16 protein-coding genes are annotated in these 12,987 nt (G+C 47.9%); 4 read left to right on the forward strand and 12 right to left on the reverse strand.

The window, feature by feature from the left end; genetic code table 11:
- Window positions 1-27: 27 nt before the first annotated feature.
- On the reverse strand, window positions 28-228 hold the full coding sequence (locus BQ5383_RS03000) for a helix-turn-helix domain-containing protein (protein WP_071429274.1): 201 nt from the start codon (window positions 226-228) through the stop codon (window positions 28-30).
- Between the two features lie 275 nt (window positions 229-503).
- On the opposite strand from BQ5383_RS03000, the gene BQ5383_RS03005 reads away from it, so the two are divergent.
- From BQ5383_RS03005 to BQ5383_RS03015, 3 genes are all read left to right on the forward strand, one after another.
- On the forward strand, window positions 504-686 hold the full coding sequence (locus BQ5383_RS03005; protein WP_071429275.1) for a hypothetical protein: 183 nt from the start codon (window positions 504-506) through the stop codon (window positions 684-686).
- 249 nt (window positions 687-935) lie between these two features.
- The gene (locus tag BQ5383_RS03010; protein ID WP_235821924.1) at window positions 936-1,685 is read left to right on the forward strand and encodes an alpha/beta hydrolase; all 750 of its coding nucleotides are present in this window, start codon (window positions 936-938) and stop codon (window positions 1,683-1,685) included.
- A 693-nt stretch (window positions 1,686-2,378) separates the two neighbouring features.
- Window positions 2,379-3,662: a hypothetical protein gene (locus BQ5383_RS03015; RefSeq protein ID WP_083389796.1), complete on the forward strand. Its 1,284-nt coding sequence runs from the start codon at window positions 2,379-2,381 to the stop codon at window positions 3,660-3,662.
- Window positions 3,663-3,756: 94 nt separating this feature from the next.
- On the opposite strand, the gene BQ5383_RS03020 is transcribed toward BQ5383_RS03015, so the two are convergent.
- The 4 genes from BQ5383_RS03020 to BQ5383_RS20990 all read right to left on the reverse strand — a co-directional run bounded on the left by BQ5383_RS03020 (window position 3,757) and on the right by BQ5383_RS20990 (window position 6,996).
- Window positions 3,757-4,995 (reverse strand): tyrosine-type recombinase/integrase, encoded by a 1,239-nt coding sequence (locus tag BQ5383_RS03020; RefSeq protein ID WP_071429276.1) that lies wholly within the window; start codon window positions 4,993-4,995, stop codon window positions 3,757-3,759.
- A gap of 53 nt (window positions 4,996-5,048) precedes the next feature.
- Entirely contained in the window at window positions 5,049-5,261 is a 213-nt protein-coding gene (locus tag BQ5383_RS03025; RefSeq protein WP_071429277.1) for a helix-turn-helix domain-containing protein, read from the reverse strand.
- A gap of 69 nt (window positions 5,262-5,330) precedes the next feature.
- On the reverse strand, window positions 5,331-6,674 hold the full coding sequence (gene mobL / locus BQ5383_RS03030; RefSeq protein ID WP_083389797.1) for a relaxase MobL: 1,344 nt from the start codon (window positions 6,672-6,674) through the stop codon (window positions 5,331-5,333).
- Window positions 6,675-6,678: 4 nt separating this feature from the next.
- Window positions 6,679-6,996, reverse strand: coding sequence for a hypothetical protein (locus tag BQ5383_RS20990; protein WP_083389798.1), 318 nt, complete (start codon window positions 6,994-6,996; stop codon window positions 6,679-6,681).
- Here BQ5383_RS20990 and BQ5383_RS03040 point away from each other — a divergent pair.
- The gene (locus tag BQ5383_RS03040; RefSeq protein WP_071429936.1) at window positions 6,995-7,123 is read left to right on the forward strand and encodes a helix-turn-helix transcriptional regulator; all 129 of its coding nucleotides are present in this window, start codon (window positions 6,995-6,997) and stop codon (window positions 7,121-7,123) included. The two genes, BQ5383_RS20990 and BQ5383_RS03040, sit on opposite strands and share 2 nt — an antisense overlap.
- Window positions 7,124-7,847: 724 nt before the next feature.
- On the opposite strand, the gene BQ5383_RS19875 is transcribed toward BQ5383_RS03040, so the two are convergent.
- The 7 genes from BQ5383_RS19875 to BQ5383_RS03065 form a co-directional block, all read right to left on the reverse strand.
- On the reverse strand, window positions 7,848-8,351 hold the full coding sequence (locus BQ5383_RS19875; protein ID WP_441169890.1) for a phosphotransferase-like protein: 504 nt from the start codon (window positions 8,349-8,351) through the stop codon (window positions 7,848-7,850).
- A complete protein-coding gene (gene lnu(C) / locus BQ5383_RS03045; protein ID WP_058962568.1) occupies window positions 8,352-8,846 on the reverse strand; it encodes a lincosamide nucleotidyltransferase Lnu(C) in 495 nt (164 codons plus the stop codon).
- A gap of 23 nt (window positions 8,847-8,869) precedes the next feature.
- Window positions 8,870-9,907, reverse strand: coding sequence for an IS1595-like element ISSag10 family transposase (locus tag BQ5383_RS03050; protein WP_058962567.1), 1,038 nt, complete (start codon window positions 9,905-9,907; stop codon window positions 8,870-8,872).
- 87 nt (window positions 9,908-9,994) lie between these two features.
- Window positions 9,995-10,126 (reverse strand): zeta toxin family protein, encoded by a 132-nt coding sequence (locus BQ5383_RS19880; protein ID WP_132587467.1) that lies wholly within the window; start codon window positions 10,124-10,126, stop codon window positions 9,995-9,997.
- A 199-nt stretch (window positions 10,127-10,325) separates the two neighbouring features.
- Entirely contained in the window at window positions 10,326-11,102 is a 777-nt protein-coding gene (locus tag BQ5383_RS03055) for an ANT(9) family aminoglycoside nucleotidyltransferase (protein ID WP_002578722.1), read from the reverse strand.
- Between the two features lie 24 nt (window positions 11,103-11,126).
- A complete protein-coding gene (locus BQ5383_RS03060) occupies window positions 11,127-11,897 on the reverse strand; it encodes a nucleoside phosphorylase (RefSeq protein ID WP_002578723.1) in 771 nt (256 codons plus the stop codon).
- Window positions 11,898-11,921: 24 nt separating this feature from the next.
- Window positions 11,922-12,719 (reverse strand): helix-turn-helix domain-containing protein, encoded by a 798-nt coding sequence (locus BQ5383_RS03065; protein WP_071429279.1) that lies wholly within the window; start codon window positions 12,717-12,719, stop codon window positions 11,922-11,924.
- Window positions 12,720-12,987 lie beyond the last annotated feature (268 nt).

A 12,987-nucleotide genomic window follows, 5' to 3' on the forward strand; every position in this document is an offset into this window, starting at 1 on the left:
AACTCCTCCTTTCACAAATCGGAACAATTACTCTTTTACATAGTTGACTATGTCGCCGATATCGCAATCCAGCGCTTCACATATCCGCCCCAGTATTTCCATGTTCACAGGTAAGCCCTTTCCCATTTTGGCCATTGTAGAGGAGGTTATATTTGTCTCTGCCATAAGGTCTTTTTTCATCATGTTCCTGTCGATAAGCATTTTCCACAATTTATTATAGCTGAACATCCTTGCACCTCCTTGGGTACCGTAGTGCCGTACTGCTGATACTCAAGCATTATATCACAAAACTTTGCTTTTTGCAATATGAAGTTTGAGTTTGCGAAGATTTATCATTTCCGGTCTAATCCATTTTTTGTTCCACCAAGGTGTCCTGACAAGAGACTTCAATCTTCCAAGTCCGTCCAAGTCTCAATCATGTAATCCAAGTTTGAAAAGCTGTACTCTGTAATTGCTCAAGCGCAGAGTACAGTTTTTCTTTTTGGAAAGGCAGGTGAAAACCAATGCTCTCAAACCGTGATTGGGTCATCAACATCGAGAATGCCGCAGCAAAAGTGGCAGCCGAGTATGGCCAAAAAGTGGTGGATTCCGTGTTCTGCCGCTACGACGCTCACAGCTTGGAGGATTTATCTCCTTGCTACTACGGCGAGGTGTTCAGCGACTTAGAGCAAATCGCCAACGACTAAAGGCTACACAGCCGCCCTAAGCAAGGCGTAAAACTACTTTCCCGAAAACCGACTCACCTTCTTCGTGGCCACGAGGTGTGTTCGCAGTCGGTGGACGGGAGAAAGTTTATATAGAGTGCCAGCTTGCGAACGGCTGGTCACCGAAACGAAGCGGAGAAATCCGCATGAGGTGACCATCTATGTACAGAAGAACTGGCAGCCATACAGGTTATCTCCGCTTCGGCTTCACCGCCGAAAGGAGAAAATCTTATGGCAAAGTACGACAATCAGAAGCAACCCTTTATCTACGACCGCGCCACCGGTGAGAAGATTCCGGTCAGCAAAGAAGTCCGCGACGCCTACTACGGCGAGGCAGCCCGCATCCGGATGAAGGAGCAGGCTCATGGGCGCTGCGTCTGCCCGAAGAGCAAGGTCTGGGCCTGTGACGGCGACTGCCTCATTTGTGAGTACCATCGTTCCGGCGACCTGGCTTCTCTGGACGTTCCCATCGGTGAGGATGGTGAGGATATGGTGCCCTGGGATAGTCCGTCTGCTTTCAAAAATGCTGAGCCCTGCACTGGTGGTGCGGACGACTATCTGCGACTGCCGACTGAGGAGATTATTCCAACGGCAGAGAGAAAGATTGCCGGCGTTCCACGATGGCGGGGAATCGCTGGGTACTCTCTGGCGGGGTTATTTGCCCTGTACGCCATCTATCAGACTGATGTGTTCTCACGGGTGGGGTGCATGTCCGGTTCTCTGTGGTTTCCTGGTTTCAAGGAGTACATTTTCTCCCACGAGCCGAAGCGCCGGCCGGACTGCATCTATTTCTCTCTGGGGGACAAGGAGGCTAAGACACGCAATCCAGTCTTGAAAACAGTTCAGGAAAATACAGAGGAGATCCGGGCTTTTTACCAAAGTAAAGGTATCGACACAGAGTTCCAGCTGAATGCCGGAAACCACTTTGCCCATGGAATCGAGTGGACGGCGGCGGGCATTCAGTGGCTGTTGAGCAGATAGTGGATGATCTTCGGCCCTTATTCTTTGAATAGGCGCGTGAAAAATTGATACGCCTGCCGAGCAGAAAAGACTTGCCTAACCGCCGCGGCAGAGGTACAATACCCCAAACCCAAAGCCACGAAAAGACGCTTCCCAGCCGGGACCGACAGACACCTGCCGCCCCTGGTCAGGAAGCGTTTTTGACCCCATATTTGACCACAGTCAGGACCGGAGCACGTGGAAACAGCGGATTTAAGAGCGTCAAAAAATATTCAATACCGAGCAGAAAGCGCCGGATAGCGCTATAAATCGCCACAAAAAATTTGGTTCAAGCGTTTGGGAGCATGATGTCGGGTGTTCGAGTCACCTCACTCCGACCAACTTTATCAGAAAAACCGCCTGAACAGGCGGTTTTTCTGCGTTTTTAGTTCTGTTTTTGTGCTCAAGGCGATTGCTGTTCAGCGGTGGTTTCAGGGGCAGAAAAGTGGCGGGAGCACGAGTAAGGATAGCCACCGAAACCGCCAAATCCCTAACCCATCCCTAATTGGAAGAAACAGCAAAAACCGAGCTTTTATGACTTAATAATTGAAACCAAATTCAATTTTCGCTATAATAAATTTCGTTGAGCTGGTGAGAGACTTGTTCTTTTCCGTCTATACCGCTTCGGGAAATTTGCAACCTCTTTTATAGATCAAAAAGGAGGTACCGCCATATATGGAGTACATAACAATCGGAGTATGCATCATTGCAGTTGTTGTTATTGGTGCAGTAGTCATGCTCAAATCAAGAATAAAAGCCACTAATAGCTTATCGCCATCTGAAGCATCAACGGATAGCTCAAACAGGGCAACATCTATGTTGCAGGATACTGCTTCTCAGGAGTTTAGGATTTCAGTGGAAATGCTTCCCGCTGAAACGATTAGCGATGAGAGCGAATTGATTGAAATTACTGACAGCAGGGTTTTGGCTCGAGTAAACAGCCTTGTTCCTGGCTTGGTGCAGACTGGTAATGTAATTAACAACGCAGTCCAGGCGGCACAAACTCAAGGCGAAGTTCTATATCGGGCAATCATTCCCGCCGGAGCAAAACTTGCAGATTCAAGAGCAATGGATGGCGCTGTTCGCGGTTTTTATCACGGTGCGGAGGGTATCCAAGGACACGCAAATTGGGTAGCAGTTGAAGCTCAAAAGGGCACTACTGTAATTGCTAATACAGCTGCAGCTGCAATGGGTGTTGCATCTATAGTCGTTGGTCAGTATTATATGACACAGATCAACGCCGAATTGGGACAAATCAGTGATGGCATTTCTAAAATTGCAGATTTCCAGGACAACGAATATCGAAGCCGAGTTTTCTCCCTGGTCAGCCATGTTAAGAAAATCGCTGAGTTTCAAGTGGAGATTCTTGAGAATGATGAGTTGAGACTTTCTAAAATCGCACAGTTGGATAGTCTGGAAGAAGAATGCACCAAACTTTTAGGGCAGGCCAACCTTACATTGGCAGGCTTTACAAGGAAGAATGACCTTGATTTTGCAACCTATGAAAAAGAATTGCAAGAGGTGCAGAACTGGTACATATATCAGAACACCTTACTGGAAATGCTCCATAAACTCTCTGACCTTAGATTCGCTCTGCATCTTGGCGCTGTTTCCAAAGCGCAGTGTACCGCATTGTTGCCGACCTATACTCAGCAAGTCGAGGAAACTCAGTCCCGTATAACTCAGTGGCATCAGGATACCACAAAGCGACTCAATGTCGATACAGCAGAGATACGCCGAAAGAGAGATGGCTTGGATAAAGTCATTCATTTCATCCCTGGTCTGATAAACGATGATTGGAATTTCTGTTCCATCTCCGAAAAAACTGCATGTATGATTGATTGTCAAGCCAGTGGGCGCGCTGAGTTGCACCACGATAATTCAGATTTTTACCTTGAAGATGTGCAGTTGATTTCCAAAGGTGGTAAAGTGTATTATCTACCGCCGTGCAAAAATTGAGCGACTTCTAATTACTCTGCAAAAAACAATGCTTTTCTGCGCAACAAAACGGAAGCCCAAGGGACATACCTCTGTCCCTTGGGCTTCGTTTCTTTTACCCTACCTTCTCGAACGGAATCACCTTGCACCGACCATCCTCTGTTGGTTCCGGCGGGTCGGGCGGCTCGGGTTCCGGCTTGGCCGTGGCCGTTTCCATGAAGCCGCCGATCTTCTCCGCCGCACCTCTCTGCATCTCGTTGGTGATGTGGGTATAGGTGTCCAGGGTAAATCCGGCGCTGTAGTGGCCCAGCATACTGGACAGGGTCTTTACATCCACGCCGCTGGAGAGGGCCATGGTGGCGAAGGTGTGCCGGAGATCATGGAAGCGCACATGCTCCTCGATGCCGGCCTTCGCCAGCAGCTTGCGGTTGATCCGGGACACCGCGTCCGGGCTCCAGTACCCACCGGTGCGGGGCGACGGGAACAGGAGGGGATTGTCCGGGTGCTGTTCATGCTCCCGCATCAGGAGTTCCACCGCCTGCTGGGACAGTGCCACCCTGCGGATGGAGTTCTTGGTCTTTGGCTCGGTCACCACCAGCTCCCCGTCGATGCGGGTGACCTGCTTGCTCACCGAGAGGATGCGGTCCTTCACGTTCAGGTCATCCCACCGAAGCGCCAGCAGCTCCCCGCGCCGCAGGCCGCTGGACAGCTCCAGGAAGAACATGGGCAGGACACCGTACTGTTCCGCTTCCCGGAGATAGGCTCCCAGCTTTTCCGGCGGCAGGATGGTCATCTCCTTTTTCTCCTTGGGCGGGATGCGGCAGTTGTCGCAGGGATTGTAGGGAATCAGCCGCTCCTTCACCGCCTGCTTCAGCGCCGAGGAGAGCACCATGTGGATGCGCCGGACCGAACTGCCGGTGAGGGCAGTGTTGGTCTGGTCTTTCCACCGCTGTACCCGTCCGTTGGTTCGGGAGTCATTGTAGAGCTGCTGAATCTGAATGGACGTAAGCCGCTTGAGCTTAATCCCTCCCAGAGCTGGAATGATGTGGTTTTCGATGGCATTGGCGTAGGTCTTGGCGGTATTGGGGCGGATCACCGGCTTGCTGTAAGTTTCAAACCACAGCCTGCACCACTCCGCCACCGTGTAATCCTCGTTGTAGTTGATGGGGATTCCCCGGTTGTCCCGGATGGCCCTGGTCAGTTTTTCCTTGCACTCCGCCTGGGTCCTGGCGGATACACTTTTCTGGATCGTCCGTCCAGTCACCGGGTCGATGCCCTGGGTATACCGCCCCTCCCAGCGCCCGTTGGGCTTTTTCCGGATGCTGCCCTCACCGTTTGCACGTTTCTTTGGCATAGATGATTCCTCCTTCCATAACACAAACACATACCACAGAATCGCTCCAATAGCTACTGAAACTTTTTCTCTGCCTGCTCCTCGATCCACGCCATAAATCTGTCTCGGGGAATGATGATCCGGCTGCCCAGGGTGATGGCGGGAAAATCCTGCCGGTGTACCACCTCATAGGCATGGGCCAGGCCGATGCCCAGCACATCCGCCACGTCCTGCACATTGAGCATCAGGGGCAGTTCCTCAAAAGAATGATATTTCGATCGCTTCATAGAACTCCTTTCTGCCTTCCCGATGGGAAGGGCTTATTCTTTGTTTAGGCGGCTCACTTTCTGCGCCGCTTACAGGGTCGGGCTGGGGCTCTGCTCTCCCTGATCGTCCGGCTTCTGGCCCAGGGCAATCTTCTTCTGGCGGATCTTCCGGCGCAGCTTCCGGTCGGTCCGCTGGCTGCCCGGCAAAACAGGAGGAACCGAGTTGTCCTGGAAGATCTGCCCCAGCTGATGGAGCAGCCTGGTGGCGGTGAGCAGAAGGTGGGGGCTTTGGGATTCCCCGGCGTGTTCCAGGAAGAACCGGGCATACGGATTCCCCTGTTCTGCCGCCATCTCAAACCAGCGGTACGCCTTTTCCCGGTCTTGCTCCACCTCTTTTCCCATGAGATACAGCTTACCCAGAATGTACTGGGCGAACGGACTGCCCTGTCCGGCAGAGGCGGTCAGATACTCCAGCGCTTTCGGCACATCTTTGGAAACCAGCTCTCCCTGAAGACACAGTTTTCCCAACCGAGAGGCGGCAGCCGGATTCCCCTGAGCCGCCGCTTTTTCGTACCAGGTAATCGCTTCCACCATCCGCCCCTGCGTTTCCAGCAGCCTGCCCAGAGCATACTGGGAGAAATCATAACCGGCTTCGGCGCCGTGGCGAAACCACAGTTCCGCTTGTTCATCATCCGGGAACACTCCTAGCCCGTCCCGCCAGCACTTTCCCAGCTGGTGAGCTGCCGCCGGGAAGCCGCCTTCCCAGAGACGCTCCAGCGTCTGTACCTGCTCAGCCTTTTCCGCTTCTGTAATTTCCGGCTCCGACAGAATTTCTTTGGCGTGTTGGTAGATTTCCCACCTCTCCCGCCGGGAATCCCCCTCCCGAAGCACCGCTTCCTCTTTCTCCTCCACCTCATCTTTCATGTCTTCGTCCTCGAAGGTGAACACTCCCAGCCGCAGATTCTCTGCCTCCCGGACGACCATGTTCTTGATGGCACGGAACTCCTTCTGCCGGGAGAGCGGCCGGTGTTCCCGGGGTGTGTCCTTGTAGTACCGCTCCACCTCGTCCCGAAGCCGGTTCCACTCCTCATAGCAGGCCGCCACCTCCGGCAGCTTTGCCAGCTCATCCACGATAGCATCCACCTGTGCCTTTACCGGTTTCTTCAGATACCCATAGACCTTTCTTCCTTCGGCATTGCCAAACATCTGGGACAGCCTGTCCATCTGCTCCGCAATTACCGGACTGTCGCAGAGGCCCGTTTTCATCTTCCCGATGAGACGGCTCATGGCCTCCATGGCTGTATCCCGTACCTGCTGATATCTGGACGGTTCTCGGGATTTGAGCCGGGCCAAATGTAAAACGAAGAAGTGCTGCTTGACCAAAGGGCACATCACTTGTGGGGACTGCAGGGAGTACGAGTCCTGCGAAATCATTCAATCATTTCTCAACCACCACGGCTATAAATACGGGAAGTACAAGCAGGCGCTGGAGTACATCCGCGCCCATGATTATGCTGCTTTCATGAAAGCGGCTGAAAATTGGAAAAACGCCTATGGCAAATACCCCGAACAGGACAACTAAAAAGTCAGTAGCGCCCGCTGAAATCTGTGGATGTTCAGCGGGCGCTATTCTTTGTATAGGCATATTAAAAACTGATATGCCTGATGTGTGCATGAAGCAGAATTGGGGCAACAGCCAGTTGCTTTGCTTTTTGCTTCCGCTGTGGTACAATCCAGGCAAGGTGGTGATCAACATGGATACCAAAGAAATCCTTCTGGAACTGCGCACCAAGCGTGGACTTTCCCAGGAACAACTGGCGGAACAAGTGCATGTGACCCGACAGGCGGTTTCCCGCTGGGAGACCGGGGGTTCACTTAGATAAAGATACCACATCAATCCCACGCTGACTTTTGCTCAACCGATACAGCCGGAGGGCTGGATAACAAGAAAAGGCGGTATGCGCCCCGTGGAGGGGTAGCGTACCGCCTTTTCTTGTGGGGGTTTCCAAAGGGGGCAACGCCCCCATTTGGCACACGACTTTGCGAAGCAAAGTGTAGTGTGTTATACGCTCTGTCGGCGTTGCCGTGAAAATGCCGTTGCCGCCGGGGAGGGCAAGGGCATTTGGAGCGGCAGGAAAACAGGGCTGTGCTTGCGTGGCGTAGAGCCGTAAGCACAGGTCTGGTTTCAACAGCAGACTGGGCGTATATGAAAGCCCCCGTCCCTCGTCCTACGCTCCGACTTGTGGACAAAGTGTCCCGAAGTTGTGGCTACACTCCCGGAAAAGTAACAGGACAGCGGGCAACCGTCAAGGCTGAAATGAACGGGCTTACACCCGGCCTTGACCGCCACCCGCCGTTCCGCTGAATGGGTGAACAAGGCGACCAATCCCTCAAAGTGCTTGGCCGCTCTCTTTCTGATTTTGGAGTGTTTCTTTTCTCATAATTGAAATGGGCGGGAAGCCATTTTAGGGCTTTCCCGCCTTGATTGCCCATCAGCAAAGCCAGACGGAACGGTCAACGGCGGCGCATGAAATGCGCCGTTCATCTTGACCGTTAACTGGCTTTGCTATTTCTCTGATAAATGAAATTTCGATTTTTAGAAATCGTTTAAGATAGCAATGCGGCTCCACTTGAAATTTTTTCTTTTACTGCAAAAACAGCCTCTTGGATAGAATAGGTTGTCGTTTCTATAACATTCGATTCATATATCCCCAAATTACAAAATTGCTCCCACATTGTTTCTACTAATTCAACATTTGTTTTTCTGTCTAATTTTGAACGTTCCACAGCTCGTTTCATAGTTTCTTCTTTACTGGCTCTTAAAACAATATAGTGTACTTCATAATCTTCTCGAACAAGGGCTCTCCATGGTTCTAAAAACCACGGCCCGACAATTCCATCTACAATTACATCATATCCGCCGCGGGCATAGCGCTTTGCAGCTTCTAAAAAGGCTTCAATGACAACTAAATTTTGTTCGTTGGACTCTGGTAAATGCGGCGGTATTGCTCCTTTGCTTAAATAATGAAAGGCTATGTCACAACAAACAGTTGATAAATAGCCATTTTTATAGGGGAGTATCAGAACTCCCCTACAAACTGTTATTTGCAGTTATCTATACTCATTTGGAATTTCGATATGAAGTGTCTCACACAATAACTTCACATCATGTGCATCATTTTCATCAAACTCGTATCCCAGATGGAACATTACTTGACTATATGGTTCAATACAGGAAACCTCTATTTCCTCAATTCTTCCTTTACCCGAAAAAGTTTCTACCGGAAAACAATCCCCATCATAAAGAATTTCACCTTCGTCCGTATATTCAAAACAATGCAAATCAATAATTCTGTTTTTCAAATCTTCCCATACAGTATGGTTCAATGTTGTATATTCCATCTTAATCTCATAAAAGCCATTAGCTTTCATTATTTCTATAAAGTTCTGATAATCGATCTTTTCTACAAAAATGTCAATATCATTATGGGCTCTTGACTGATATCCAAGAAGAGCATCTACACCCCAGCCACCATCAAGAAAGACTTTAATCTCCGCATCTATTGCAAATTGAAGAATCTGTTTTACATCTGTTATATTGACCATCTTATCATCTCCACAAATTCTAATTAGGCGACCAGAGGAACTGCTGGTCTGTTTGATAAATCTCTGCATTTAGCAGTTTTCAATGTTGCCAAAACGAAAGTTAAGAAGATGTTCCTTTTCTCCATGTCGCTTTCTTTGGCGTAATTTACAAGGTTATTCCACACAAGATAGTTGTTCAGATACTTGGTAGAAACACCGTTAAAGCCACGCATAAACCTCTTTAACTGGCTATGGTAGCTATTGATATGTTGGATATTATAAATGCCTTTCTTGGCTTTGCCAGTCTTTAACTGCACAAGGTCAATGCCATTGGCATTTGTAAATCTCACATAGGAGTTCATCTTGTCCGTAACAAGAGTGGAATTGGTCTTAATCCTACCATCATAAATATGATGTAAATCTATTGTAGAAACTCTACCAGTATTCGTAATCTTGGAGATAGACAAGCCATTCCTATTAACCGCACAAGGAACACATACCTTTTCTTGGGACAAGCCTCTGATATGTGTAGAATGACCACGCTTATGAGCCTTGCGTGGCATAGCAAATGTCTTACTCTTGCTATGATTGCCCTTGTACGAGATGGCGAAAAAAGTTTCGTCAGCCTCAATAATGCCGTCAAGGGTAACATCGTCTGCCATATTCTGAAGTGCATCCAAAATCTTGTGTCTCCAAAGGAATGCGGTGTTTCTGTGAATCCCACAAGCAACAGCAGTCTTACGAATGGATAAGCCATTCATCATACAATCAATGTACTGCTCCCACACGGACAAGTCTTTTCTTGTACCAGACACAATGGAGTTCGTAGCAATCACGAAGGACTTGCCACAATCCTTACATACATATCGCTGTGTGCCATCTTTACGATGACCATTGCGAACCACATGGATACAGCCACAAAGAGGGCATACACGACCATTTGCAAAGCGTTCCTTTGCTACGAAATCTTCAATATTCAAAGACTTTACAAAGGCAGGACTTAAAAGCATTGTTTTAAGGCTTTCCTGCTCTGCGACAGTCAACTTACCGATAATATCTAATGCGTCTTTGATAGTAGGCATATCCAATTACCTCCTTCGGTGGTACTGTTTCTTACTATTATTATACGCTATTTCTCGTCAAAAATCAACCATTTGTTGTGACAGAGCCTAATGAAAAAAGTCGTCTGTGTGCATATGCACAGATTTATCCATGTTCGATTCTTTTGCGACAATCGACGCAGTTGTTGTCTTTCCTGTTCCCGGCGAACCTGTAATCACAATAATTCTTCCTTGATTCATCTACATTCTCCCTCGCAATTCAGATTTACCGCTCTCTTTCTGATTTTGGAGCGTTTCTTCTCTCAAGATTGAAATGGGCGGGAAGCCATTTTAGGGCTTTCCCGCCTTGATTGCCCATCAGCAAAGACGGGCGGGACTGTCAACGGCGGCGCATTTATGCGCCGTTCATCTTGACCGTTGATTGGCCCCGCTAACTTTGCTACTCTGTTCTAAGTAATTCCTCAATTTGTTTTTTCATATATTCTACAAGTGCCATCGCTTCCTTTTCTACTGTCTCCCATTCATCAGACAAATTTCCCAAATAAGCTTCCTTTGCCGTTGTTAGCAGGGGGGGAAATCTCTCCGGCAATTTTAAAATTACCCATTTTGCGGCAACATCTTTTGTCGTGATTTCTTCTGTTACTAAAGTAAACCACATTCGTGATAAGGTTAATAACACATTTCTTTCATCACCCTTAAAGCTGGAAATCAAACCAGGTAAAGAAAACCGAATTGCTTTTTTAATTTCGTGAAATGGGATAGCGGGAATAAGCTCTTTGCTTTCCGCCCCCTTCAAAGTTATGCTATTTTTTCTTGCTTGCCATAATAAAATCATTATATCTGGGTCATTGCAGGCTTGCGGATATTCTCCTGCTTCCATCTCTCCCCTTAGCCATTCACCATACATATACTGACATTTTGGCGGAAATTGCAACGGAACAATATCAGATTGATTGATAATAGTTACCTCTAAAGGTCTTTTTTCAATACAGCCTACGGAGCCAGAAATTTTCAATAATTGCTTTGTTAGATCTGCTCTGATTGAATTACTCAATTCTTGTTTAGTAATTATCAGTATATCTATATCACTATCTGGACGCAGCCCATTCATTGTTGCTGAACCATATAAATATATCCCCAATATTTGACCTTGTAATATGGTTTCTGCTATTGAAATAACTTGATTTACTTGTTGTGGAAATTCATTTATATTCATTGTAACTCCTATATGTATTTATTTTTACTCCTCAACAACTGATAAAACAGCGTCTAAGGCTAATTCTAAGGCTATGGATATACTTGTTTTTCCCCATTCTCTTTCTTGGTATTTATGAGGGTCTGCAAGAGTATCGGCTGAAAAAAGCAGCATAGCCCATGTAACTTTTCTAAATTTTGCACACGCCGCCAATGCGGAACATTCCATTTCTACTACTTGACATCCCTCTTCTTTCCGATACTGAACCATTTCTACTGTTTCTCGATAAAAACCGTCTGTTGTCCATGTTTTAACTTCCCAATATGGTATATTCTTTTGGCTTAAAGCAGATTCAATCGCATTTATACCAGCCTTTGAAATCTCTACTTCTCGGGAGGGAGGAAGATAATGGTAAGATGTTCCCTCATCTCTCAATGCAGAAACAGGTATCAAAAATCTATTTTCCGGGATGTCTTCCAATACGCCGCAGGAGCCGACGGAAATAATCTTTGTTACACCCCCTGCAATTAAATATTCTAAAACTTGGACGGCAGCAGCACTTCCCACAGGAGCCGGACATAGACATATTTTCTCCTGATTATAAAGACATTCATAAATAGGATATCGTCTTGTTGCACTTTCAAATTCATCTATCTGTATTCCATCATGGGTATGTGCATAATTTTCAACCTCGTCTCCTAAAAAAGCAAACACTGCTTTTGCAGGAAAACATTTTTTCCCATTTCCCGGCTGAAAAACAGCTTTTGATGCGGTATCGTACTCTAAAACAGGGTAGTCATGCTTTACTAATGGCATATTATTATCTCGAATAACAGGCTATTATTCTATTCCTTTCATCATCTTTTTTGCCAACTGCTTGAACAGGTCGGCAGTTTCTTCATCCATCGGTGCAAGCTGTCCGATCTGTCCGGCAACCATCGCCGCTACATCGTCAATGGAAAGCGGGTTTTGCTTCTGTTCCGCCAATGCGTCCCGCATGGCTTGGAACATCGCGGCGGTCACAGCTTCTCCCGGCTGTTCCCCGTTGTCAATGTCTTTCTTAATATCCCGCAGGATAGCAAGGAACACATTTTTGATTTTCTCAATCTCCGCCTCATGTTCCCCCATCTTCTGGGCGTTCAAAAGCTGTAAATCCTGCTTTGCTTCCGCCCGGTGTTCCGGGTGTTCTTTCATCAGGTCGGACAGGGAAGCCGTTGCTATCTCGATAAGCTGGTTTCTTGCTGTTATGCCTTTTGCCGCTGTGTCCTGAAAATAAATCCGTATCAAATCTATCAGCTTAGGAAAATTCCTGTGTTCCAACAGGCGGTTGAGGATTTGCACATCAACAGCACCCGTCACGAGCCCCCTCACGGCTCCCTCGGACAAGCCTAATTCAGAAATATCGTAGCTTTTACGGACGCTCACGGTGGATAAGCCCAGTATGTAGTCTGTCGATACCTTAAATTCCTTTGCCACGCCTATGAGAATATCACTGCTGACCGTTCTCGTTTCGCCGCTGACAATGCGGCTCAACTGGGAAGCGGAAACCCCTATCTTCTCCGCAAGTTCCTTTTGTGTGATGTGGTTCCCGTTGCATAAATCGGAAATCCGCTGTCCGGGTGTTCCGGGTAAAGCCATAGATACGCACCTCCTCCGCATACTTCCATTATACAGAATGATTGCAAAAAATGCAATTTCCAAAGTGTAAACTTCATCAAAATGCAATTCTCGCAAAATTCCGGGGATTGCATTTTTTTCGTGTAGACTTAGGGTAGTTCATCGATGGACAGCACCTTGAAAACAGAATGACCGTCCGAAAAGGAATACCCCGGCTGGGGAAGCACCGCAAGGAACCGGACTTCGAGACAAAATGTCCCGAAGCTGCGGGGAGCGTGCCAACGCCGGA

Origin of the sequence: Angelakisella massiliensis (assembly GCF_900104675.1) — a bacterium.
In the GTDB taxonomy this organism is placed as follows: Bacteria; Bacillota; Clostridia; order Oscillospirales; family Ruminococcaceae; genus Angelakisella; species Angelakisella massiliensis.

Excerpts from the sequence above, each read along its gene's own strand:
- BQ5383_RS03005 (WP_071429275.1), top strand. The coding sequence starts at position 504 with ATGCTCTCAAACCGTGATTGGGTCATCAACATCGAGAATGCCGCAGCA.
- BQ5383_RS03010 (WP_235821924.1), top strand. The coding sequence starts at position 936 with ATGGCAAAGTACGACAATCAGAAGCAACCCTTTATCTACGACCGCGCC.
- BQ5383_RS03015 (WP_083389796.1), top strand. The coding sequence starts at position 2,379 with ATGGAGTACATAACAATCGGAGTATGCATCATTGCAGTTGTTGTTATT.
- BQ5383_RS03060 (WP_002578723.1), bottom strand. The coding sequence starts at position 11,897 with ATGCCATTAGTAAAGCATGACTACCCTGTTTTAGAGTACGATACCGCA.
- BQ5383_RS03065 (WP_071429279.1), bottom strand. The coding sequence starts at position 12,719 with ATGGCTTTACCCGGAACACCCGGACAGCGGATTTCCGATTTATGCAAC.
- BQ5383_RS03055 (WP_002578722.1), bottom strand. The coding sequence starts at position 11,102 with ATGAATATAAATGAATTTCCACAACAAGTAAATCAAGTTATTTCAATA.
- BQ5383_RS03040 (WP_071429936.1), top strand. The coding sequence starts at position 6,995 with ATGGATACCAAAGAAATCCTTCTGGAACTGCGCACCAAGCGTGGACTT.
- mobL (WP_083389797.1), bottom strand. The coding sequence starts at position 6,674 with ATGATTTCGCAGGACTCGTACTCCCTGCAGTCCCCACAAGTGATGTGC.
- BQ5383_RS03000 (WP_071429274.1), bottom strand. The coding sequence starts at position 228 with ATGTTCAGCTATAATAAATTGTGGAAAATGCTTATCGACAGGAACATG.
- BQ5383_RS03020 (WP_071429276.1), bottom strand. The coding sequence starts at position 4,995 with ATGCCAAAGAAACGTGCAAACGGTGAGGGCAGCATCCGGAAAAAGCCC.
- BQ5383_RS20990 (WP_083389798.1), bottom strand. The coding sequence starts at position 6,996 with ATGTTGATCACCACCTTGCCTGGATTGTACCACAGCGGAAGCAAAAAG.
- BQ5383_RS03050 (WP_058962567.1), bottom strand. The coding sequence starts at position 9,907 with ATGCCTACTATCAAAGACGCATTAGATATTATCGGTAAGTTGACTGTC.
- BQ5383_RS19880 (WP_132587467.1), bottom strand. The coding sequence starts at position 10,126 with ATGAATCAAGGAAGAATTATTGTGATTACAGGTTCGCCGGGAACAGGA.
- BQ5383_RS03025 (WP_071429277.1), bottom strand. The coding sequence starts at position 5,261 with ATGAAGCGATCGAAATATCATTCTTTTGAGGAACTGCCCCTGATGCTC.